Origin of the sequence: Pararhizobium sp. DWP1-1-3 (assembly GCF_049896125.1) — a bacterium.
GTDB lineage: Bacteria > Pseudomonadota > Alphaproteobacteria > Rhizobiales > Rhizobiaceae > Pararhizobium.
Window position 1 is genome coordinate 1 of the sequence record NZ_JAFCTR010000023.1, and the last position, 22,325, is coordinate 22,325.

Sequence of the window (22,325 nt, forward strand, 5' to 3'; positions counted from 1 at the left end):
GCGGGGGTGTTGTTCGTGGCGGTGAACGCAACCGAGCGGTCGCCATTGCCACCCAGGTCGCTGTCGGCGTTATCCGCACCCCAACGAATGTTCAGCGCACCCGTGGCAACAGCCGTCAGGCCGTCGCTCTCATTATTGCCGCCATTAACCGCTTCGTCTTCCGCAGTGCCACGAACCTCTTCGCCACGAACAGGAACATCGTCGATGACATTGACCTTGAAGGTGTTTTTGGCGATATCGCCGTCGCTGTCAGTGGCGGTGTAGTTAAAGGTCAGCGACAGGCTGTTCTCGCCATTGGTGCCGTCGCCGGCCGCATGATCGAGCGGCTTGACCAGCGTGAAGTCATAGCTGCCGTTGGCAACATCCGAGACTTTGGCAAAGAACACGAGATTGCCCGAGCCTTCGCCCGTCAAGGCGGTCGGGGCCGTGGGGCCGGTGTAACCGACCAGTGTACCGTCCGGAAGAACTGTCGTTGTGACCGCCAGACCAAGCGAGGTCAACGTCGCGCCATGGGCGCCGGAGACGGCAACCGTGGCATTGGTGAAGGCAACCGAACGGTCGTTCAGACCGCCGGCATTGGCATTGTCGGAACCCCAGTTGATGTTGAGAGACACGCCAGTGACGGCAGCCGAGAAGTCATCATCCTCATTGTTGCCGCCGTTGACGGCTTCGTCCTCGACCGTCGAACCCGTGCCTACGTTGGCAACCGGTGCATCGTCGATGACACCAACGGTGAAGGTGTTGCTGCTCTTGTCGCCATCGCTGTCGGTGGCGGTATAGTTGAAGGTCAGCGACAGGCTGTTCTCGCCATTGGTGCCGTCGCCGGCCGCATGATCGAGCGGCTTGACCAGCGTGAAGTCATAGCTGCCGTTGGCAACATCCGAGACTTTGGCAAAGAACACGAGATTGCCCGAGCCTTCGCCCGTCAAGGCGGTCGGAGCCGTGGGGCCGGTGTAACCGACCAGTGTACCGTCCGGAAGAACTGTCGTTGTGACCGCCAGACCAAGCGAGGTCAAAGCTGTGCTGCTGGCACCGGAGACGGCAACCGTGGCATTGGTGAAGGCAACCGAACGGTCGTTCAGACCGCCGGCATTGGCATTGTCGGAACCCCAGTTGATGTTGAGAGACACGCCAGTGACGGCAGCCGAGAAGTCATCATCCTCATTGTTGCCGCCGTTGACGGCTTCGTCCTCGACCGTCGAACCCGTGCCTACGTTGGCAACCGGTGCATCGTCGATGACACCAACGGTGAAGGTGTTGCTGCTCTTGTCGCCATCGCTGTCGGTGGCGGTGTAGTTGAAGGTCAGCGACAGGTTGTTCTCGCCATTGGCGCCATCGCCGGCCGCATGATCGAGCGGCTTGACCAGCGTGAAGTCGTAGCTGCCGTTGGCAACATCCGAGACCGAGGCAAAGAACACCACGTTGGACGAGCCTTCGCCGGTGATCGCCGTGGGGGCCGTATCGCCGGTGTAGCCGACCAGCACGCCGTTGATCAGGACGGTCGAGACGGTCAAACCAAGCGAGGTCAACGTCGCGCCATGGGCACCGGAGACGGCAACCGTGGCATTGGTGAAGGCAACCGAACGGTCGTTCAGACCGCCGGCATTGGCATTGTCGGAACCCCAGTTGATGTTGAGAGACACGCCAGTGACGGCAGCCGACAACAGGTCATCCGGCTCGTTGTTGCCGCCGTTGACGGCTTCGTCTTCGACCGTCGAGCCCGTACCCACGTTGGCAACCGGTGCATCATCGATGACACCAACGGTGAAGGTGTTGCTGCTCTTGTCGCCATCGCTGTCGGTGGCGGTATAGTTGAAGGTCAGCGACAGGCTGTTCTCGCCATTGGTGCCGTCGCCGGCCGCATGATCGAGCGGCTTGACCAGCGTGAAGTCGTAGCTGCCGTTGGCAACATCCGAGACCGAGGCCAAGAACACCACGTTGGACGAGCCTTCGCCGGTGATCGCCGTGGGAGCCGTATCGCCGGTGTAGCCGACCAGCACGCCGTTGATCAGGACGGTCGAGACCGTCAGGCCAAGCGAGGTCAGGGCTGTGCTGCTAGCGCCGGAAACTGCGACAGTGGTGTTGGTGAAGGCGACAGAACGGTCATTTGCACCACCCAGATTGGCGCTGTCGGCACCCCAGTTAATGTTCAGTGAAACGCCGGAGATACCGGCGGTGAAACCGTCGGCTTCGTTGTTGCCGCCGTTGACGGATTCGTCCTCGACCGTCGAGCCCGTGCCCACGTTGGCAACCGGGCCGTCATCGCGGATATCGATCGATGCGTTGCCGATGACGGTGTCGCCGTCCTTGTCGGTGACGGTGTAGGTGAACTGCAGGCGCAGGAGATCGTCGGCGCCGCTCTGGCCCTGATCCGGATGATCGAGAGCGTGCAGTTGCTGGAAGGTGAAGGCGCCGGTCGCCGTATTGGTAACCGTCAGGGTAAACACCACGGCGCCACCGGCGGTGCCGGTGAGTGTCAGGCCATCTGCCGAGACGGTGACGACGACGGCGGCGCCGCCCGATGTCAGCGCGGTGGCGAAACCTGTCTGCGTGGGCTCATCGATATTCAGCGTGTTGACATAGGCGATCGACGCAATCTGGCCGGTATCGGCGCCGGGCACGAAACCGAAAATTCCGTCAATGGTCTGGTTTTCGAATGTACCATCGGCATTTGCCGTTTCCGTAATGAAGCTCAAGGCAGTTTCGGTGATGATCGGGGTGTCGTCGAACAGCAGACCGTTGCCATCGCCGTTCGGGTCACCGAATTCGGTGTTTGCCAGAAGATCGGCCAGAGGACCGGCCTCCTGGGTGCTTTGCTGCAACGTATCCTCGAAATTGCCGCCCGAACTCTGTGGTCCAGAACCAGTGGCCGAGTAGGAACCATCCGGACCGGCGGCGACGTTGACGCCATCCTGTTCAAGAACAGCAAGAAGCACCTGCTGGGGAACCTCAACATCACCAATGATGAAAGTCGGGATGCGCAGCGCGCCGTTGACGATGGTCACTTCCGTGCCGTCTGCCTGCACCAAAATGAGATTGGCTCCATCGACGCGGATTTCATCGACCGTCACATCAGCCGGGAGACGCGCGATGTTGTTCTGATCCGGCACGATCTCCTTCGGCCGTTCGCCAGCGGCGGCAACTTCGGCAGGCAGCCGGGCCGACTTGGAGGACGCGCCATTATCCGTCGCCTGGGCCATTTCAATATCAGTGGCTTGCCGGCCATCGTCCTGAAATTCCAACGAGAACTCGGACGCGGACTGATCGGCATCGATGGCGGAAATATTCAGATCTTCAATAGACATAATGGCAAACCCCTCACAGAAACATGATCGCACTCAAATACCTGAGGTTCGCCGAACGCAATACTTCCTTAACTATGGAGACATATTCGGTTATACATCACCCCAAAAAAGGACAGGACTTGGTTAACTTTAGCGACGGAAAAAACGCCCTGGAACCGCTGTTGCAATCAGGCGGCCGGTCGTAGAAACATCGATCCCTGGTAGGCTGCCGGTTCGGCAAACGGACGCTTTTGGGCGAGCAAACAGCACCAGCGGCCTGCGGAGCGATCCACAGGCAGTCAGCACCACACAGACGGCGCCAGACAGGTTTTTTGCATGCAGGCGTCACGCAGCCGCAAAGCGGTGCACGGGCGGCAACCCGGTTAGTGCCGGGTCAGTTCTTCACGGAAGCCGGTCCGGACATTCGTTCGAGCCTGCCGTTGCTTATGACGTATGGCGTCAGCTTGCGCTCGGCCTGACCGGACGCAGTCAGGCGAAACAGGCCGGTTATGCCGGTAAAGCCTGCTTTCCGGGTCAGAAGCTCAGGCGTCAGCCCCGCTGGACCCTTCGCCCTGATGATCCCCGATGCGAGCGCGACCGCATCATATCCGTAGGCTGCAGCCGCCGACAACGGACGGCCGTAGCGCCTGTTATAACGCTCAGCGATCAAAGCGCGGTTTTCGCGATCAACCGAGGCAATCATGACGCCCGTTACACCGGGGGCCGACAAAACCTCCTCTGGCCAGCCGCTCGTTCCGATGAACGCCATTTTCGGCGGCGCGCCGGATGTTTTGACGGCAGAGACCAGTCCGGCCACTGCGCTGGTATTGCCAAGCACGAGGACAGCATCGGCACTTTTCAAAACAGCCTGCGCGCTCAATGCCGCTTCTGACACGCCAGCACTGCTGGCGACGTAACGCGGCGATGCCAGAACCATGCCGCCAGCGGCACTCGCCGCTGACAGTATCCCCGCCTCATAGCCTGCCGGATAGTCCGACGGTACAAAGAAAACAAACTTGCGGCGTCCACTTGCGGCTGCGGCCTTCACACCTGCAATTGCACTATCGACTTCATCGGACGCGAAATTGAACACGCCGCCGGAAGCGCTCACCCGGCGCCCGACATTGATGAGCAACGGACGCTGATCGGCTGGCATTGCAGCGATAGCGGACGTCACGTCGCCAGGCGCATAGCTGACGAGAACAACGGAACCACGGGCCTTGGCGGCGGCCGCTTCCGAAACGCCGGCTGTAGCGCCCTTGGATACATCGGCCACTCGGGCATGCACCATGTCCTCGCCGAGTTCACCGGTCGCAAGTGCCGCGCCATCGCGGACATCCCGCGCCTCGCCCATGACGTATCCGGCCGGCGCCTTTGCCAGGATGAGGGTGATCTCCGCACCCTTGTCGCCGAAAGCTTCGGTAACGGACGTCGAAGGCGGTGGCCTCAGGTCATTCTTTCCCTTGACGCCACCCAGACCGTCGACTTCGGACTGACACGAGGCAAGCGCCAATACCAAGCCCGAGGCCAGAACGAGGTTGGAAAGGCGGCCGCTGATGGATTTCCTCAAGTGGAATGAGAAAGCCAGCGGTCCGGTCCGGATAGCCTCAACATCTCCAGACGGCGCCTCAAGACAAGGGCTCAAACGTCCGGCGCCCGGCAGGATGCCGGCGCTCCACGATCCACGCATTTTCAGCAAAGCTCTCTCCCCAACGCATGCACTTAAGTTTCGGTTCTGCCGATGTTCTTTTCCGCCCAATAAAGCCGACTGCGAGCAAGGACGCTGATTGATAGAACATTAAAAATTTCTTTCAATGTCTTTTCTCATTCGACGTTTTATTTTTATCCAAGGTTATCTACGCCTCCTCACGGTAACTTTATCGATCCGTCCTAATGTTTCTCCAACCGCCGGAGAACGTGGACAAATGAAAAAGAAAATGAAAAACTATATCTTCGCCATTGCTTTTGCCACAGCTGTAATTCCAAGTCATTCCTTGGCAAATTCGACAGGCGTAGTTGAAAATAAACAATTTGGGCAAAATTCTACTTATTTCCCGCCGCTGTCCTTGATTCCAAAAACGATCTTCTATTCTGCCCTTGCGTTAAAGCAGCAGATCACAACGCTGTATTTCCCACCGGCCCCAATTCTGACAACAACCGTGGATGGCAACATTCAAACCGGCGCGATCCCGGCCAAGCTGGCCGATCCCGCAGCCGTTCGCTCCGAAGAAACCAGAGGCACGACCCAGACCGCGTCGAAAGCGGTGTTCGGCACCGTGGCGTTTCCATTGAAACGCCTTGGCGCCCTGAAGAAGTTTGCGCCGTCTTTCAGTCAGATAAAGGATGGTTCCGAATGGAACTGCCCGGCAGGAACCTGCAACGCGGCGGCGCTTGCGATCAAAGCGTCCGCTTCCCGCGTGGCTCAGGCTTCATTGCGCGACAAGTTGAACGACATCAATGCGACGGTAAACGGCTCGATCCGCTATAGTCGCGACGCCGATACCTACCAGACGACGGACAACTGGGCCAAACCCAGCGAGACGCTGAAGCGCCAGACCGGCGATTGCGAAGATTTTGCCATTCTGAAGATGGCGGCTTTGCATGCCAGCGGTGTCAGCCTGGATGATATGTCCGTCGTCGTTCTCTACGATCAGAAACGCCGTTTCTATCACGCCGTTCTCTCGGTTTCGGCCGGCAACCGATTTTACATACTCGACAATATGCGCAATGCGGTCCTGAGCGACGACCAGTTGACGGACTACGTACCGCTCTACTCGATCCTCAATGGCCGCGGCTATTTTCACGGACTGCCGGTTTCGCGGTCCAAGCAGATGGCGGGCAATGTACTGCCATTGGAAAAGGTCGCACCTGGCGAAGGCTCCGTCCCCTGAAATTCAGGCCACAGACGTCCAGCTTTGCCGCAAGCCCCTTTTCGGAAACAGGCAGTCGCCCCCATCTGGTCGGCCAGACAGCATTGATTAGGCACGGAGACTGCGACTTTGCTGTGTGCATTGCCGCTTGCTGCCTATGGGTTGTTCGCCCGGATCCGCACCAGCCGGAAAAATCGCGCAGGCAGCACGATGGCACTCATGGAAAGACCAGCGGCAAATCCAATCCACACGCCCAAGGGGCCTACCGACGTGTGGAAGGCGAGGCAATAGCCCAAGGGTAGCGCCAGCAGCCAATATGAAACGATGGACACAGCCGACGGCCATTTGGTGTCGTTCAGCCCACGCAAAGCCCCAAGTCCGGTAGACTGCAACCCGTCTGCCACCTGCATCAGCGCAATGACCACAAACATGCTGGACGCCAGCGCAACGACGGGCGGGTCCGTGCTCAGCATCCCGGCAATGAAACGGCCTGCGAAGATCAGTGCAACCATCGTCGCCAGCATCCACAGCGCCACGAAGCCGAAAGTTGCCATGCCGATAGGCCTGAGCCGTTCCGGTGCCCCGAGCCGTCGGCCTGCGCGATACGGATGGCAACGGCAGTCGCCATCCCCAGCGGCAGCATGTAAAGCGTTGCGCCAATCGAGTTGACGATCTGGTTGGCGGCGAGTGCGCCGGCGCCGAACCAGCCGAGCATGAAGGTCGCCATGGCCACAGCCCCGTCTCGGCGAGATAGCTGACCCCAAGAGGCAATCCCAGTAGGAACTGCTGCCAGACGCCTTTGCCCGTGACCAACGCCCGCAACCGGAAACGGCGCATTGCCAATGCACGGCGCCAGTAGAGATAGGCTGCGGCAAGTGCGATCGTTTCGGCCAGAACGCTGGCTATTCCCGAGCCAAGAATGCCAAGAGCCGGTATCGGGCCAAGGCCATAAATCAGGAGATAGTTCAGCGGCACGTTGATCGCCACACCGAGAAAAGCAAACCCGACGGCCAGCCAAGGCCTGTCTGTCGCGTCCAGAAGGGACTTCAGCACCAGAAAGACCGAAAAGGGCAACATGAACAGCGCCATCGGCACCCAGTAAAGCCGCGCCTGCGTCTCGGGCAGGTCCATCAATCGAACAATCGGCAGCAGCGCCAGCATAATCATCGCCGCCAAAACACCGCATATCAGCGCCGTGATCATTCCATGCCGGACGGCTGAACTGACCATGCGGGCATCCTTGGCCCCAAAGCCGCCGGCCGTCGAAACGACGACATGTTGAAATATTTTCACCCCGATAACGCCAGCCAGCCATGCGCTCTCGCGAGCATTCAGCTCAGCGAGAAGGACTGCGGCGGTACGCAAACTCTATGGTTGGCCAACACCTCACGGCCCAGTCCCCATAGTGGACATCTCGGCTGAAACAACCGAGATAGCCGCGATTACGGTGCGACTTAGCGCATCGCCGAACAGTAATACACTCTGACGACAATGTAAGAAACGGAAACACTTTGTGACTAAGTGCTTCCGAAATCAGCCATTTTTGACTTGCCGCGCGCCCGCACATGACAGATATTGCTCCCACCTAAGGAAGCGATCATGATTAGAATGATACAAGACCCGGCTGAACTCTCCGGCGAGGATATTACTGGAAAGTATATTCTGCGGAGGCTGAACTATCACTGGTTCGCCTACGGCAAGGCGGCCATCGTGACCGACTGCAAGGGCACTATTCTGCATCTCGAACGCGAGGAAACGGTCTATTCCGAGCGCCTGGGGCGCCGCGCCTATAGCGGCAACGGAAAGCGTTACCCCGGCGGGGTCTGCCCTATTTCCGCAGTGGCTTGCGTTTGCGATACGGCAGATGACGTGAATGCCGTGATCCAGTTGGATGTCGAGGCGCACGACGAATTTTACCAGTTGATCGCCAAAGCGGATGCCAGGGTTCAAGCCTTGGCAGCGTCGTCGCAGAGTAAATTATTCCTGGCCGCCGCGGAGTAAGGCCGAGAGGGCAGCGTGCGACCGGATTGAACCGGTAGGCATCTCAGTTCAAGGAAACTTTGTGCCGCAGCTTGACCGGTGAATTGCGCGGGCCATATCAGATCTCATCGACCATAAAAGGCTCGTTGTCGCTGAATGCGGCGGTTGCGGCGCGGGTATTCGTTGAAATTATCGCGTGGACCGCCAAGGGTGCAATAAACCTGTAGTTATCGCCTTGATGAGAGAGACCTGCTGCCACGGGGATCGCAGGTCGCTCCACAGCCTCCGAGAACCTCTGCCTTGAAGAACACGGACCTGTCCCACCAGCGCATTCCCTTGCGCCGGTCGCATTGGTCAGTGTCCCGCATGCCGTCCGCATTGTTGTATCGCTGCCTATTGCACGCCTTCCAGCAGATCGGCTTCATCCGCAAGAATGGCGGCGGCCTCAGTCAGCAAGATGTCCTTTGCATTCTTGCGGGCGTTTTCGATTGCAATATCAGCGCTCAGGCTGCGTTCGTCCGACTGCAGGCCATCGTCTTCACCGAGGCCCACACCGTCACTTATTTTTGCACGCTCCTTGAGACGGACTGTTTGGGCAGCCAGTTCGTTTCGACGCTGGGTTAGATTGAGGGAGACAACGCCTTTTTCGCGCTGCGCTTTCAGTTCGGCAACGTCTTCAACAAAGCGTTGGAAATCCCGATCGTTGCTTACCCGGGCATCATGGCGCGTTTGCAGCTTCGGCAGCAAAGCCGTCATATCACCAGCGGGCGCATATTTTGCTGGCTTGATCTGTTTCCATGGCAGAGCGTTGTCGTAGCTCGCTTCACCAAAGCTCTTGATATCTGAAAGGCCTGGCAGGTTGATGTCAGGCGTGACGCCGCGCAGCTGTGTCGTCCCACCGTTAACGCGGAAAAACTGGGCAATCGTCAATTTCAATTGGCCGAATTTCGGTTGGCTGTTGTTTGCCGCCTTATCAAGATTGACCACGGTTTGCACTGTGCCTTTGCCAAAACTGGGTTCGCCGACGATCACACCACGGCCGTAGTCCTGTATCGCTGCGGCAAAAATCTCGGAAGCCGATGCCGAACCGCGATTGATCAAAACGCCGACGGGTCCTGTCCAGGCTGGCGCTGCACGATCATTTCTTTCGATCTCTACCCTGCCGTTGGCACCGCGTTGCTGAACCACCGGACCTTTGGCGACAAACAGCCCCGTCAATTCTATCGCCTCGGTCAACGATCCACCGCCATTGTCGCGCAGATCTATCACGACACCTTCGACATCGTCCTGCTTCAGTTCGCGAAGAAGCTTGGCGACGTCGCGGCTTGCACTTCTGTAGTCCGGGTCGCCTTTTCGCCGCGCTTCGAAATCTTCATAGAACGCCGGCAAGGTGACGATTCCGATTTTGCGCGTTGCCGCGCCCTCCTTTATGGACAGTATGGTCTTCCTGGCGGCCTGCTTTTCGAGGCTTATCTTGTCACGTGTCAGACTGATGAGGCGATGGCTGCCATCTGGCCCGGCGTCCGCTGGCAAGATGTCCAACCGGACGACGGAGTCTTTTTCGCCTCGTATCATTTGCACGATCTCATCAAGCCGCATGCCCACCACTTCCTTTACGGGGCCGTCCTTGCCTTGACCGACACCGGTAATGCGGTCTCCGACGGTCAGCTTGCCGGACAACTGCGCCGGGCCACCTGGCACGAGCTCGCGGATCGTCGTGTAGTCATCGCGTTCCTGCAAGACCGCGCCGATGCCGACCAGCGAAAGCTTCATGGAAATATCGAACTCTGTTGCAGCCCTCGCGCCGAAATAGTCCGTATGCGGATCAACCGACGTCGTATAGGCACCCATGAAAGACTGAAAAACGTCGTCGCTTTTGTACTTGAAAGCGCGATCGAGGGAATTTTGATAGCGTTTGTCGAGCGTATCGCGAATAACCGCGTCCGCTTTGCCCGCCAGCTTCAGCCGCAGCCAGTCGCCTTTGACGCGTTTGCGCCAGAGATCATCGCTTTCGGCTTCAGATTGGGCCCAAGGGGCGTTGTCGCGCAACGAGGAATACGATTCCTGCACATTGAAATCGAAGTTCTGTCTGAGCACGCTACGCGCATAGTCCATACGGTCGATAACGCGCTGCTCATACACGTTGAAAATGGAAAACGGGATCCTCAGGTCTTCCCGTTTGATGGCATCGTCAATCTTTGCGCTGTCGACCATGAACCTATCGATGTCTGCCTTTAGGAACAGCATACGGTCCGGATCCAGCGACTTGATGAAGCGGGTCATGATCTTCGCTGACAAGGCGTCATCAAGCGGAACAGGCCTGTAACCGAAGCGCGTCATGAATTGCGCGCTCAAACGCGCGGCTTGCGCCTGCTGCGGTAGTGGTGCCAGAACGGGCGGCGATGCTTCCAGAGCATATGCGGACGGCGCGATTGCCAGGAACATACCAAGCAAGCAGTAGTGTATACGCATTCAGCTGTGATCCAATTCTAAAGTCGTTCGTTGACGAGTACGTTGGTGGAACAATTATGGTTTTTTGGCAACCAAAGGAGTGCGCATGCCTGGAAGGATCAGCTCTTTCGCCAGCTGCTGTGACCAGTCCCGTTATTTGGATCAATTCACGATTGCGTGACGTAAAGCGCCTCAGGGGTGGCAATTAGGCTGATTTTAGAGGATGCCTGTTTAACAAGATCGCCTGGGCGCCCAGTGACACCTCACCGAAAGAGCTTACCGCTCGTCCGCAAATTCTTGCCGTGGTGACGCGCTGCGTCCATATAGGCGACATGACGGTTGATTCGAAAATATTCGTCGGGCTTAAATCTGCCCGTAAAAAAGCCCCCGCCAGCGAACCCGCAGGTCCGAAGTGCCAGTGGGACGGTTGCGAGAAGAGTGGCACGCATCGCGCCCCTGTCGGTCCGGGTGCGGAAGGCCTGTACCTTTTGTTCTGTCTTGAGCATGTGAAAGAATACAACAAGGGATACAGCTTCACTACGGCTCCATCGAGCCCAGAGGTCGCCCGCTACCAAAAGGAAGCGACGACCGGCAGTCGTGCGACCTTCGGAACCCGGGTCACCCAAGCGACCGAAATCCCGATCCCGTCAACTGTACGCTCCGGTTCTGCAAAGACATTGAATGCGCGCAGAACCGCCACACAGCACCAGGCAAAAAGCAGCAGTCTCCAGAGACGGAAACTCAAGGTGCTCGAAGCCAAGGCTTTCGAAACACTCGGCCTGTCGCCGGACGCGACGCCGGAGGAAATCAGGAGCCGCTATAAAGAAAGGCTCAAAATGCACCATCCCGACGCCAACCAGGGAAACCGCAATTCCGAAGACGAGCTTCGCGCATCGATTGAGGCGCACAAGATCCTTAAACTGAACGGATTTTGCTGAGCTCCACAGATGATGCCGTATAGGCCCAAACGATCCAGTGTCGATTGTCTGCCCACCTCTGGGTTCAAGAAAATCCAAACGTGGTGGCCTTGAAGGGGATGGTCTATTGGACGGGAAGTTGGACGCGTGGATGGTCTAATGGCGGCGGCTTGTTGCAGACCCGCCTTTTCCGTTCGCTCTCGCAATAGGCTATTCAATCGCCGTCATGAACGCGGGAACCTGTTGTTCAAAGAACTTCGAAAACGATGCGATGCGCGGTGGTAGCGCCTGATATGGCGGGTAATAGAGGGTAAGCCATAGGTCGGGCGGGGACCAGTTGTGAAGCACATGAACCAACCTTCCCGTGCGCAGATGTTCGGCAATGTGGAATTTCGGCAGCATCGCCACCCCTGCCCCTTCAGCAGCCATATCGGCCAGAACGCCGCCGCTGTTGGCACTAAACGCCCGGCCTGCCGAGATCGTCGCACTCCCACTTCCATCTGATAGCGTCCAAGTCTCCCGCTTGCTTTCGCCACTATAGGCAAGGCAATCATCGGGGTTCAGTTCGTTCGGATGCTGCATTTCGGCAAACCGGCTGCCCGGTGCGGCGACGAGAATACGGCGCACGACGCTGATCTTTCGCCAGATCGTAAACTTGTCCGATGGTGCGGAAGAGATACGGATCGCCAGATCGTAGCCGTCGTCAATGATGTTCACCAGTCCGTCCGCAAGCGAGATTTCGAAGCTGATCTTCGGAAACCGCTCCCTAAAGCCGGCCAGGATGGGTGGCAGGACTTGCTGACCGAACCAGGTCGGCGCGCTGATCCGCAGCCGTCCGTGATCCGCCTTGTGCGCGTTCATTACCTCCTTGCGCGCATTCTCCAACACCTCCATCGCTGGCTGAACCTGGGCGGCGTAGATCGCTCCATCCGTCGTCAAAGATACCTGGCGCGTCGTTCGAACGAAGAGCTGGACACCGAGATCGTCCTCCAGTGCCGCGATTGCCCGTGTGACGGCTGCGGGAGTCATGTCCAATTCGCGTGCCACCCGGGCAAAGTTCCGCTTCTCGGCAGCCAGCAGGAAGGTTCGAAGGGCCTTGTAGTCGTTCATTCTATTATTTCACCCCGCGCAATTCACTGACAATTATTATTGCAATTCAATGGTTGGATCAACCGGCATATGTTTTCAATCACACCAAACGAACAACACCGCATCCAAGGATGGACATCATGATCAAGGATATCAAAGGACTGCATCATATCACGTCGATGGCTTCCGATGCCCGTCAGAACAACGGGTTTTTCACGGATACCCTTGGCCTGCGCCGCGTGAAAAAGACCGTGAACTTTGACGATCCAAACGTTTACCACCTCTACTACGGCGATGAGGCCGGCACCCCGGGCACCGTCATGACCTACTTCCCATTCCCCGATGTGATGCGCAGCAGGCCAGGCGTTGGCGAAGTCAGCGAGACACAGTTCGCAGTGCCGAAAGGCGCCCTCCCCTTCTGGCAGGATCGCCTGGCATCAAAAGGTGCAAACAACGTTCAGGCCGATGTGATTTTCGGCACCAACAGCCTGCGGTTCAATGGACCGGACGGTGAAGGGTTTGCCCTGATCGAAACGGACGACGGCCGCAGAGCTTGGACAGGAGCCGGCATCGCCGACAGCGTCGCCATCCGCGGATTTTCCGGCGCCAAGTTCCGCCTGCATGAGACCGCGGCCACCGCCGAACTGCTCGGGTTCATGGGCTACCAGCGAGCCGAGACCGAAGGCAACGTTACCCGCTTCGTCATGACCGGCGGCAACGGCGCCGACACGATTGACCTTGAGGCTCTGCCCCAGACGCCCTTCGCGAGACAGGGCGCCGGCTCGGTTCACCACATCGCCTTTGCAGTCGAAAACCGCGAAAAGCAACTCGAAGTTCGCAAGGTTTTGATGGATACTGGATATCAGGTTACGCCGGTCATCGACCGTGACTACTTCTGGGCAATCTATTTCCGCACCCCCGGCGGCGTGCTGTTCGAGATCGCCACCAACGAGCCTGGTTTCGACCGCGACGAAGACACCGCACACCTTGGCGAGGTTTTGAAGCTGCCAGCTCGGTACGAACCTTACCGTGATCAGATCGAAGCCGGGCTGACGCCGCTGGCAGCCTAAAATTCCAGCCAGATTGCTTTCCGACAATTCAGCGTACGAACCTTCAAGACGAAACGTCGCCCCTGCCCCATGCCTTTACTCAATCCAATGAAAGGGAAACACCAGATGTCCAATAAACTCCAGGTCCTCACCCCCCAGAACAGCCAGATCATCTTCATCGACCAGCAGCCGCAGATGGCCTTTGGTGTCCAGTCGATCGACCGGCAGGTCCTGAAGAATAACGTCGTCGGTCTCGCCAAGGCGGCCAAGATCTTCAACATTCCGACAACGATCACCACCGTCGAGACCGACAGTTTTTCGGGCAACACCTTTCCAGAGCTGCTCGCCGTGGTTCCCGGGAACGACATCCTCGAGCGAACCTCGATGAACTCCTGGGATGACCAGAACGTACGCGACGCGCTAGCCAAACATGCTGCCGACGGCCGCAAGAAGATCGTCGTCGCCGGCCTGTGGACCGAGGTTTGCAACACGACCTTTGCGCTGTCCTGCATGAATGACACCGATTACGAAATCTACATGGTTGCCGATGCGTCCGGCGGCACCTCGGTTGATGCGCACAAGTATGCAATGGACCGCATGGTTCAGGCTGGCGTGGTCCCCGTCACCTGGCAGCAAGTCCTGCTCGAATGGCAGCGCGACTGGGCCCGCAAGGAAACTTATGACGCGGTTACGTCCCTGGTAAAGGAGCATTCCGGTGCCTACGGCATGGGCATCGACTATGCCGTCACGCATGTTCACGGTGGCGCCGAGCGCGTCAGCCATGGCAAGCGGATCGGTCCGAACCCCGCGAAGTAAAGCCGTCTTCCCTCCGGCAGGACGCCACCTGCCGGAGGGAATTGCTTCCTCCAAGCGAAGGTCATCCCTGATGAAAATCTATCTCCTGTCACTCGGCGCCGGTCTGCTGGTGGGCGTGATTTACAGCCTGCTCAATGTCCGCTCGCCTGCCCCGCCTGTCGTCGCTCTCATCGGCTTGCTTGGCATTCTCGTCGGAGAGCAGCTCGTGCCCTTGGCCAAAAGCATCTGGGCCCGCGAGCCTGCCGCCATTTCCTGGCTTCACCAGGTCAAGCCGCACATGTTCGGTCACCTCCCGAAGGGTGGTTCGAACATGGCGAAGACGGCCTCCCCTGGCGACGATCCGGCATCGGGGGAAAGCTGATGACCACGCGCCGCACATTCCTGGGAGCAGCATCGAGTCTCGCCTTTTCAAACCTGTTTTCAACGGCCAATGCCGCCGATCCCACCAAGACCGGAGCCCCTTCCATGCACGCCGATATCGTTTTCCACAATGGATTGATCACGACGCTTGACCGCGCAAATCCGAACGCCACCGCCGTCGCCGTCAAGGACGGGCTGTTCATCGAGGTGGGGACAGACAGCGACGTCATGGCGCTTGCCGGGCCGGACACGAAGGTCGTTGACCTCAAAGGCAAGCGCATGCTGCCGGGCCTGATCGACAACCACACCCATGTCGTGCGCGGTGGTCTCAATTTCAACATGGAACTCCGCTGGGACGGCGTGCGCTCGCTTGCCGACGCGATGGACATGCTGAGGCGGCAAGTCGCCATTACGCCCGCGCCACAATGGGTGCGTGTCGTCGGCGGTTTCACCGAACACCAGTTCGCCGAAAAACGTCTCCCGACGATCGACGAGATCAATGCCATCGCGCCCGACACGCCTGTCTTCCTGTTGCACCTGTATGATCGCGCACTGCTCAACGGTGCTGCGCTTCGCGCTGTCGGCTACACCAGGGATACACCGAACCCGCCAGGCGGCGAGATCACCCGCGACGCCAACGGCAATCCGACCGGGCTGCTGCTCGCCAAGCCGAACGCCGGCATTCTTTATTCAACGCTCTCCAAGGGGCCGAAGCTTCCGTTCGAATACCAGGTCAATTCCACCCGCCATTTCATGCGGGAACTGAACCGGCTGGGAATTACCGGGGTTATCGACGCGGGGGGTGGTTTCCAAAATTATCCGGATGACTATGCCGTCATTCAGAAACTGTCGGACGAAGCCCAGCTCACGGTGCGCCTCGCCTATAACCTGTTCACGCAGAAGCCGAAGGAAGAAAAGCAGGACTTTCTCAACTGGACGCAATCGGTCAAATACAAGCAGGGCAATGACTATTTCCGCCACAACGGCGCTGGCGAAATGCTCGTCTTTTCCGCCGCCGACTTCGAAGACTTCCGCCAGCCGCGGCCCGAAATGGCGCCGGAGATGGAAGGCGAACTTGAAGAGGTGGTCCGGGTGCTTGCCGAAAACCGCTGGCCGTGGCGCATGCACGCCACCTATGATGAAACCATCAGCCGGTCGCTCGACGTCTTCGAGAAGGTCAACAAGGACATCCCACTCGAAGGGTTGAACTGGTTCTTTGACCATGCCGAGACGATTTCGGATCGCTCGATCGACAGGATCGCGGCACTCGGCGGCGGTATCGCCACCCAGCACCGCATGGCCTATCAGGGCGAGTATTTTGTCGAGCGCTACGGCCATGGCGTAGCCGAGGCCACGCCGCCGATCAAGCGCATGCTTGAGAAGGGCATCAACGTCTCCGCTGGAACGGATGCCACCCGTGTCGCATCGTACAATCCCTGGGTCTCGTTGTCCTGGATGGTCACGGGCAAAACCGTCGGCGGCATGCAGCTCTATCCGCGCACCAACTGCCTCGACCGCGAGACGGCGCTGCGCATGTGGACGGAAAAGGTCACCTGGTTTTCCAACGAGGAAGGCAAGAAGGGCCGGATTCAAAAGGGTCAGTTCGCCGACCTCATCGTGCCGGACAAGGATTTTTTCACCTGCGCCGAAGACGAGATCTCGTTCCTGTCCTCTCAGTTGACCATGGTCGGCGGCAAGATCGTCTATGGTGCCGGCGACTTCAAGGCGCTCGACGAGAACGATGTACCGCCCGCCATGCCTGACTGGTCTCCCGCGCGCACGTTCGGCGGCTATGCGGCTTGGGGCGAACCGCAGGGTGCAGGTTTGAACTCCTTGCGCCGCACTGCGATCTCGACCTGCGGCTGCGCCAGCTCCTGCAATGTCCACGGCCATGACCATGCCGGAGCCTGGACGTCGAAATTGCCGATAGCCGACCTCAAGGGCTTCTTCGGGGCACTTGGTTGCGCCTGCTGGGCCGTGTGAGGAGAGGATGATGATATTGAACGCCCGAAGCCGGAGCGGCCTCGTCTTGCTCATCACATCGCCTTTGGTCCGCCTCGTGGCACTCCTGGCTCTCTGTGCGGCCTATATCCAGGGGCCGTTCACCAAGCTGTTCGATTTTCAGGGTGCGATTGCCGAGATGGAGCATTTCGGCCTCCACCCGGCAACTCTTTTCGCCGTCGTCGTCATTGCGTTCGAACTGACGGCTTCGGCAATGATCCTGTCCGGCGTCCTGCGCTGGCTTGGCGCGCTCGGCCTCGCCGTTTTCACGCTTCTTGCGACCTTCGTTGCGCTGCGGTTCTGGGAGATGCCCGCCGGCATGGAGCGCATGATGGCGACCAACGCTTTCTTTGAACATCTTGGCCTTGCCGGTGCGTTCGTCATTGTCGCCATAATCGACCTTGCAGAGGGAGCGGGCAAATGACCGTCGCGAAATCTTCAGGCGGCAGTTTCGCCCCGCTCCGCCAGCCTGTCTTCGCTGTCCTCTGGGCCGCGACGGTTCTCGGCAACACCGGCAGCTTCATGCGCGACGTAGCCAGTTCCTGGTTGATGACCGATCTTTCGGCAGCCCCCGCAGCCGTCGCGATGGTTCAGGCGGCTGGCACGCTGCCAATCTTCCTGCTCGCAATCCCCGCCGGCGTGCTCTCGGACATCCTCGACAGGCGCAAGTTTCTGATCGCCATCCAGCTCCTGCTCGCCAGCGTCAGCATATCGCTGATGACATTGTCCCATATGGGCATGCTATCGGTCAGCGCACTGATCGGATTGACGTTTCTGGGCGGCATCGGAGCGGCCCTGATGGGACCGACCTGGCAGGCGATCGTGCCGGAACTGGTACCGCGCGAGGACGTGAAGGGGGCAGTTGCGCTCAACTCGCTCGGGATCAATATCGCGCGCTCGATCGGTCCGGCGGCTGGGGGGCTGCTGCTGGCCGCCTTCGGAGCCGCCGTGACCTATGGTGCAGATGTCGCAAGCTACGTTCTCGTCATCGCGGCCCTCGTCTGGTGGCCGCGCGCCAAAAATGCCGATGACGCGCTGTCCGAAAACTTCTTCGGTGCGTTCCGTGCCGGGCTCAGGTACACCCGTGCCAGCAAGCCGCTTCATGTCGTGCTTTTGCGGGCGGCGATCTTCTTTGCTTTTGCCAGTGCCGTCTGGGCGCTTCTCCCGCTGGTCGCCCGTCAACTGCTGGGCGGCGATGCCGGCTTCTACGGCCTCCTTCTCGGCTCGGTCGGTGCAGGCGCTATCGGCGGCGCGCTGGTAATGCCGCATCTGCGCCAGCGCTTCGATTCCGACGGTCTTCTTCTCGGTGCCGCTGTCGTAACGGCTCTGGTCATGGCAGCACTTTCACTCTCTCCGCCGCAATGGTTGGCAATCGTCGTTCTTCTTTTTCTGGGTGCTGCGTGGATCACGGCCCTCACCACTCTGAACGGTGCAGCGCAGGCCGTCTTGCCGAATTGGGTGCGCGGCCGTGGGCTTGCCGTCTATCTCACCGTCTTCAACGGCGCGATGACGGCAGGCAGCCTTGGATGGGGTGCCGTGGGGGAGGCGGGCGGCGTCCCCGCCACGCTTCTGATCGGAGCCGCAGGCCTGCTCATCGCAGGCTTCATCATGCACCGGATCAAGCTTCCGTCCGGCGAAGCCGACCTGGTGTCCTCCAACCATTGGCCGGAGCCTCTCGTTGCCGAGCCGGTCGCACACGACCGCGGCCCCGTGCTCATCCTGATCGACTACCACGTAGAGAAGCATAACCGCGCCAAGTTCCTGCATGCTCTCAACGACATGTCCTCGGAACGCCGGCGCGACGGAGCCTATGGCTGGGGTGTGACGGAGGACTCGGCCGACCCTGAAAAGATCACCGAGTGGTTCATGGTCGAATCCTGGGCGGAACATTTAAGACAGCACAAGCGCGTCTCGAATGCGGATGCCGACCTGCAGAGCAAGGTTCTGGCTTTTCACAGTGGCCCGGAAAAACCGGTCGTTCGACATCTGCTGTCGATCAACAAGCCTGGAAGAGCAACCTGAAGCGACCTATTACCCAAAATCCGCAATTGCGATCTATGCAATTAAATCGACATATTTATTGCAATTGCGGACGTTTATCGCCCGGTTCATTCTTCCTCCATGAACGGGAACAAGACCAAAAAGACTGCAACCAACCTCGCAGGAGCCGCCATGACTGAAAGTCTTTTTCCACTCACCCGCCGTGACGCACTTCGCGCCGGCGCTGTCCTTGCCGCCGCTGTCGCGCTGCCGATGTGGTCCACCTTCGCTGCTACCGCAACACACGCAAACACAGGAGAAAATACCATGGGCTTCGTTACAACCACAGACGGCGTGGAGATCTTTTATAAGGACTGGGGTCCGAAGGAAGCGCAGCCGATCGTTTTCCATCATGGCTGGCCTTTGTCGTCCGACGACTGGGACGCGCAGATGCTGTTCTTCCTGGCGAAGGGCTATCGCGTCGTTGCCCATGACCGTCGCGGTCACGGCCGCTCCGCTCAGGTTTCCGGCGGTCACGACATGGACCACTACGCCGCCGACGCCTTCGCCGTCGTTGAAGCACTCGACCTGAAAAACGCGGTCCATATCGGGCACTCGACGGGTGGCGGTGAAGTTGCCCGCTACGTTGCCAAGCATGGCGAACCCGCTGGCCGCGTCGCCAAGGCTGTCCTCGTTTCTGCAGTGCCGCCCCTGATGCTGAAGACGGCTGCTAATCCTGAAGGTCTGCCGATGGAAGTCTTCGACGGCTTCCGTTCCGCACTGGCCGCCAACCGGGCGCAGTTCTTCCGCGACGTGCCTGCTGGTCCCTTCTACGGCTTCAACCGCGAAGGTGCCGTCGTGCACGAAGGGGTCATTCAGAATTGGTGGCGGCAGGGCATGATGGGTGCCGCAAACGCACACTATGATGGCATCAAGGCGTTTTCGGAAACCGACCAGACCGAGGACCTCAAGGCCATCAATGTGCCGACACTGGTTCTGCATGGTGAAGACGACCAGATCGTGCCGATCGCAGATGCCGCGCACAAGTCCATCAAGCTGTTGAAGAATGGCACGATAAAAACTTATCCCGGCTTTTCGCATGGCATGCTGACCGTCAATGCCGATGTGCTGAACGCCGACCTCCTTGCTTTCATCAAGGCGTGACGTCACAAACGCAATGACGCCGATGGCAATTTGCCGTCGGCGTCTCCTGAATCTCCCGGAACCGCAGCGCCGTTTCGGGAGACATCCTTATCCCCAGCATTAGTGCCGGTTGCGTGAGCGCCACTCGTGCGGTGGTACGCCTGCCGCTTTCTCGAAGACTTCGGCAAAGGCATCCTCCTCGGGAAAACCGCATGTTTCAGCCACTTTGGCGATGGTTTCACCGGTCTTGCTCAAAAAGGACATGGCCATGCTCACCCGGCATCCCGAAATCCATTCGAGCACCGTCTGTCCGGTTGTTGCCATGAAGCCTGAACAGAGGTCGTCCGCCCCAAACCCGCTTGCATCGGCAATCTGATCGATCGTCATAGGCCGTGAGAGGTTCGCAGTTATGTACGTCTTGATACGTTTTTCCTGCATGGACGTCAGCCGGCCGCTGGCCGAAAGACTTTGGGCCGGAGACCGTCCGTAGCGATGCGCAAGATGTGCATTGAATGCCAGCCCAATATGCGGAAGCAGCATGTCCCTCACCTCGTCCGGCATGTCGAACATCGGCATCAAAGCGGCGCCAAGGTTGCGGATGACCTGATCGTCAATTCCGCGGCAAATCTCAAGATCATCGATCTGCGGCTCGCCCGCTTCCTCAGCAAGCTCGGAGAGATGCGCACTTGGGATATGGAAGGCGAGCGCTTCGAAACGTCCCCGCACTGAAATTGCGGAACCGTCTCTTAAATTGATCAGGCAGATCGAGCCTTTGGGATATCTTTTCACAGGTGCTGGGGGCCGGTCCGGCCAGATGTCGCAATGATCGACATCAGCGAGATAGAGCATCACCAGAAACGCATCGTCCGGCGGAAGAATGACCGGGTCGTCGCCCTCTTCGTAAGAACGATCCAGATAGATGACGGAGAGTTGCGCGTCGCGAAGAGGCCTGATCGCCAGTGCTTTTATCGCTTTGACACCGAACCCTGCCGCAATCCTGTCACCCGCCCCCAACACTTCACTCACATTTGCCTCGATCATCTGAACAGCGAATTCTGTATCTGCAACTCAGGCTCCGCCATTTGAACCTATCTATCCTTCATTCAAGCGGTTATCTTGTAGAAAAGCATCCTGAGCGAGGAATTCGATTGATTGTTAGTAGTGGGGAATCCTTGAGCAACCACAGTCTACTGATTCAGCATCCAGCGTTTTCGAGTGGGAGGTAATGTGTCTTGGCCCCAGTCCCCACCGGTAATATTGGATATTCTGCTCGGCAAGTGACCGATGGGTTCGGTTGCTCTTTGACGCAATTGGCTGTCAATCAATCGCTGAAGACCTCCGACATCGCTGTCTTTCGCAAGGCGACATCCGGCACCCGGCTCGATCAGGTGAAGACGCCGGCAAGCAATCGAGGTTTTGTTCTCGGGGTCTCGGCCGTTGCAGGCCATACGCGCCGCATATTCCACAACCATCATGCGACGACCCACGTTTTCCCGGAGAACTCGATTTACATCCGCGATCTCGCCGAAGCCTACAAAGCAGATTTGAGCACGCCTTTCGATTTCCTTTTGTTCGAAATTTCGCAAGCATCGCTCATTAAATTCGCCGATGAGGCCGAACTGACCGGGGTGACGTCGATATCCGCTGCAACCGCATCCAAGGATATCGTACTTGCCAATCTTGCGCGTGCGCTAATCCCGGCTCTTGAAAGGCCAGAGGAAGCAAGCGCGCTGTTCGTCGACCAGATGACGACGGCGATCGGGACCTATCTGGTTCAGCGTTATGGCGGACGACGAAACGCCACCCCCCTCCGGGTGAGAACGCTTTCGCGTGCGCATGAGGACCTGGCGAAGAGCATTCTTCTTGAAAAGATCGAGGGCGACATCTCGATCGCAGAAGTCGCTGAGGCTTGCAACTTGTCACGTGGTTACTTCATTCGCGCCTTTCGGGAAACGACCGGGATGACACCGTATCAGTGGCTTCTCAGCGAACGGATAGACCGCGCCCGTGGGATGCTGCGAACGTCCAACGCTTCGCTTGCCGAAGTGGCCATCACTTGCGGTTTTGCAGATCAGAGCCATTTTACCAGGGTGTTCTCGACTGTCGTCGGCGCAACTCCGGGTGCTTGGCGCCGAAGCTCGTAACCGATGTCCGATCAGCTTCGTGACCAATCACCATCCCAAGATGGAGTGCCTGGGCGCAGCCGTCGTTGGTCGATTACGATAACACAATTTCGATGTGCCGGCGCTGGCCCGCTCCTGGCAACTCTGCCGCAACCCGGATTTCGTGCTGGACTGCGCCAGCCGAAACGCGCGTCCGTGGAAATGCGGGCATTAGCGTACGGGTCAGTTTAAAGATCGTTCTGTATCAAACAATTAAGAGGGA

Annotated in this window: 18 protein-coding genes and 1 pseudogene; 11 read left to right on the forward strand and 8 right to left on the reverse strand. The window is 58.6% G+C overall.

What is annotated here, in order from left to right; genetic code table 11:
* Both ACP7BS_RS27760 and ACP7BS_RS27765 read right to left on the reverse strand, forming a co-directional pair.
* Positions 1 to 3,305, reverse strand: a 3,305-nt coding sequence (locus tag ACP7BS_RS27760; protein WP_426240680.1) for a beta strand repeat-containing protein, incomplete at its 3' end; no start/stop codon positions are given.
* Between the two features lie 373 nt (positions 3,306 to 3,678).
* Complete coding sequence (locus ACP7BS_RS27765; protein WP_426240714.1) at positions 3,679 to 4,974, reverse strand: ABC transporter substrate-binding protein; 1,296 nt, start codon at positions 4,972 to 4,974, stop codon at positions 3,679 to 3,681.
* 235 nt (positions 4,975 to 5,209) lie between these two features.
* Between ACP7BS_RS27765 and ACP7BS_RS27770 the strand changes: the two genes are divergently transcribed.
* Positions 5,210 to 6,175 (forward strand): transglutaminase-like cysteine peptidase, encoded by a 966-nt coding sequence (locus ACP7BS_RS27770; RefSeq protein ID WP_426240681.1) that lies wholly within the window; start codon positions 5,210 to 5,212, stop codon positions 6,173 to 6,175.
* 134 nt (positions 6,176 to 6,309) lie between these two features.
* On the opposite strand, the gene ACP7BS_RS27775 is transcribed toward ACP7BS_RS27770, so the two are convergent.
* The 3 genes and pseudogenes from ACP7BS_RS27775 to ACP7BS_RS27785 all read right to left on the reverse strand — a co-directional run.
* Positions 6,310 to 6,708: an MATE family efflux transporter gene (locus tag ACP7BS_RS27775; RefSeq protein ID WP_426240682.1), complete on the reverse strand. Its 399-nt coding sequence runs from the start codon at positions 6,706 to 6,708 to the stop codon at positions 6,310 to 6,312.
* Positions 6,654 to 6,881 carry an MATE family efflux transporter gene (locus ACP7BS_RS27780; protein ID WP_426240683.1) on the reverse strand — a complete coding sequence of 76 codons (228 nt, stop codon included), beginning with the start codon at positions 6,879 to 6,881 and terminating at the stop codon, positions 6,654 to 6,656. Before ACP7BS_RS27780 ends, ACP7BS_RS27775 begins: the two co-directional genes overlap by 55 nt.
* Positions 6,882 to 6,973: 92 nt before the next feature.
* Positions 6,974 to 7,447: pseudogene (locus tag ACP7BS_RS27785) on the reverse strand (polysaccharide biosynthesis C-terminal domain-containing protein); the annotation flags it as partial.
* Between the two features lie 306 nt (positions 7,448 to 7,753).
* Between ACP7BS_RS27785 and ACP7BS_RS27790 the strand changes: the two are divergent.
* Positions 7,754 to 8,155 (forward strand): hypothetical protein, encoded by a 402-nt coding sequence (locus tag ACP7BS_RS27790; RefSeq protein ID WP_426232610.1) that lies wholly within the window; start codon positions 7,754 to 7,756, stop codon positions 8,153 to 8,155.
* Positions 8,156 to 8,527: 372 nt separating this feature from the next.
* Here ACP7BS_RS27790 and ACP7BS_RS27795 read toward each other — a convergent pair whose 3' ends face one another.
* Positions 8,528 to 10,606 (reverse strand): carboxy terminal-processing peptidase, encoded by a 2,079-nt coding sequence (locus ACP7BS_RS27795; protein WP_426232609.1) that lies wholly within the window; start codon positions 10,604 to 10,606, stop codon positions 8,528 to 8,530.
* Between the two features lie 311 nt (positions 10,607 to 10,917).
* Between ACP7BS_RS27795 and ACP7BS_RS27800 the strand changes: the two genes are divergently transcribed.
* Positions 10,918 to 11,523, forward strand: coding sequence for a J domain-containing protein (locus ACP7BS_RS27800; protein ID WP_426232608.1), 606 nt, complete (start codon positions 10,918 to 10,920; stop codon positions 11,521 to 11,523).
* A 189-nt stretch (positions 11,524 to 11,712) separates the two neighbouring features.
* Here the strand turns inward: ACP7BS_RS27800 and ACP7BS_RS27805 are convergent, their stop codons facing one another.
* The gene (locus ACP7BS_RS27805) at positions 11,713 to 12,612 is read right to left on the reverse strand and encodes a LysR family transcriptional regulator (RefSeq protein ID WP_426240684.1); all 900 of its coding nucleotides are present in this window, start codon (positions 12,610 to 12,612) and stop codon (positions 11,713 to 11,715) included.
* A 119-nt stretch (positions 12,613 to 12,731) separates the two neighbouring features.
* Between ACP7BS_RS27805 and ACP7BS_RS27810 the strand changes: the two genes are divergently transcribed.
* From ACP7BS_RS27810 to ACP7BS_RS27840, 7 genes are all read left to right on the forward strand, one after another.
* Positions 12,732 to 13,661: a VOC family protein gene (locus ACP7BS_RS27810; RefSeq protein ID WP_426240685.1), complete on the forward strand. Its 930-nt coding sequence runs from the start codon at positions 12,732 to 12,734 to the stop codon at positions 13,659 to 13,661.
* Between the two features lie 105 nt (positions 13,662 to 13,766).
* Positions 13,767 to 14,456, forward strand: coding sequence for a hydrolase (locus ACP7BS_RS27815; protein ID WP_426240686.1), 690 nt, complete (start codon positions 13,767 to 13,769; stop codon positions 14,454 to 14,456).
* Between the two features lie 70 nt (positions 14,457 to 14,526).
* On the forward strand, positions 14,527 to 14,817 hold the full coding sequence (locus tag ACP7BS_RS27820) for a XapX domain-containing protein (RefSeq protein ID WP_426240687.1): 291 nt from the start codon (positions 14,527 to 14,529) through the stop codon (positions 14,815 to 14,817).
* A complete protein-coding gene (locus tag ACP7BS_RS27825) occupies positions 14,817 to 16,799 on the forward strand; it encodes an amidohydrolase (protein ID WP_426240688.1) in 1,983 nt (660 codons plus the stop codon). The genes ACP7BS_RS27820 and ACP7BS_RS27825 overlap by 1 nt, the downstream gene beginning before the upstream one ends.
* 10 nt (positions 16,800 to 16,809) lie before the next feature.
* Positions 16,810 to 17,241: a DoxX family protein gene (locus ACP7BS_RS27830; protein ID WP_426240689.1), complete on the forward strand. Its 432-nt coding sequence runs from the start codon at positions 16,810 to 16,812 to the stop codon at positions 17,239 to 17,241.
* Positions 17,238 to 18,839, forward strand: coding sequence for an MFS transporter (locus ACP7BS_RS27835; protein ID WP_426240690.1), 1,602 nt, complete (start codon positions 17,238 to 17,240; stop codon positions 18,837 to 18,839). Before ACP7BS_RS27830 ends, ACP7BS_RS27835 begins: the two co-directional genes overlap by 4 nt.
* A gap of 285 nt (positions 18,840 to 19,124) precedes the next feature.
* Positions 19,125 to 19,961: an alpha/beta fold hydrolase gene (locus ACP7BS_RS27840; RefSeq protein ID WP_426240715.1), complete on the forward strand. Its 837-nt coding sequence runs from the start codon at positions 19,125 to 19,127 to the stop codon at positions 19,959 to 19,961.
* A 99-nt stretch (positions 19,962 to 20,060) separates the two neighbouring features.
* On the opposite strand, the gene ACP7BS_RS27845 is transcribed toward ACP7BS_RS27840, so the two are convergent.
* A complete protein-coding gene (locus ACP7BS_RS27845; protein ID WP_426240691.1) occupies positions 20,061 to 20,966 on the reverse strand; it encodes a helix-turn-helix transcriptional regulator in 906 nt (301 codons plus the stop codon).
* Positions 20,967 to 21,250: 284 nt separating this feature from the next.
* Here ACP7BS_RS27845 and ACP7BS_RS27850 point away from each other — a divergent pair, with 284 nt between their 5' ends.
* Positions 21,251 to 22,084, forward strand: coding sequence for a helix-turn-helix domain-containing protein (locus tag ACP7BS_RS27850; RefSeq protein WP_426240716.1), 834 nt, complete (start codon positions 21,251 to 21,253; stop codon positions 22,082 to 22,084).
* Positions 22,085 to 22,325: the final 241 nt, after the last annotated feature.

Coding starts and splice junctions, on each gene's coding strand:
- ACP7BS_RS27765 (WP_426240714.1), bottom strand. CDS start 4,974: ATGCGTGGATCGTGGAGCGCCGGCATCCTGCCGGGCGCCGGACGTTTG.
- ACP7BS_RS27770 (WP_426240681.1), top strand. CDS start 5,210: ATGAAAAAGAAAATGAAAAACTATATCTTCGCCATTGCTTTTGCCACA.
- ACP7BS_RS27775 (WP_426240682.1), bottom strand. CDS start 6,708: ATGGCAACTTTCGGCTTCGTGGCGCTGTGGATGCTGGCGACGATGGTT.
- ACP7BS_RS27780 (WP_426240683.1), bottom strand. CDS start 6,881: ATGGCGACCTTCATGCTCGGCTGGTTCGGCGCCGGCGCACTCGCCGCC.
- ACP7BS_RS27790 (WP_426232610.1), top strand. CDS start 7,754: ATGATTAGAATGATACAAGACCCGGCTGAACTCTCCGGCGAGGATATT.
- ACP7BS_RS27795 (WP_426232609.1), bottom strand. CDS start 10,606: ATGCGTATACACTACTGCTTGCTTGGTATGTTCCTGGCAATCGCGCCG.
- ACP7BS_RS27800 (WP_426232608.1), top strand. CDS start 10,918: ATGACGGTTGATTCGAAAATATTCGTCGGGCTTAAATCTGCCCGTAAA.
- ACP7BS_RS27805 (WP_426240684.1), bottom strand. CDS start 12,612: ATGAACGACTACAAGGCCCTTCGAACCTTCCTGCTGGCTGCCGAGAAG.
- ACP7BS_RS27810 (WP_426240685.1), top strand. CDS start 12,732: ATGATCAAGGATATCAAAGGACTGCATCATATCACGTCGATGGCTTCC.
- ACP7BS_RS27815 (WP_426240686.1), top strand. CDS start 13,767: ATGTCCAATAAACTCCAGGTCCTCACCCCCCAGAACAGCCAGATCATC.
- ACP7BS_RS27820 (WP_426240687.1), top strand. CDS start 14,527: ATGAAAATCTATCTCCTGTCACTCGGCGCCGGTCTGCTGGTGGGCGTG.
- ACP7BS_RS27825 (WP_426240688.1), top strand. CDS start 14,817: ATGACCACGCGCCGCACATTCCTGGGAGCAGCATCGAGTCTCGCCTTT.
- ACP7BS_RS27830 (WP_426240689.1), top strand. CDS start 16,810: ATGATATTGAACGCCCGAAGCCGGAGCGGCCTCGTCTTGCTCATCACA.
- ACP7BS_RS27835 (WP_426240690.1), top strand. CDS start 17,238: ATGACCGTCGCGAAATCTTCAGGCGGCAGTTTCGCCCCGCTCCGCCAG.
- ACP7BS_RS27840 (WP_426240715.1), top strand. CDS start 19,125: ATGGGCTTCGTTACAACCACAGACGGCGTGGAGATCTTTTATAAGGAC.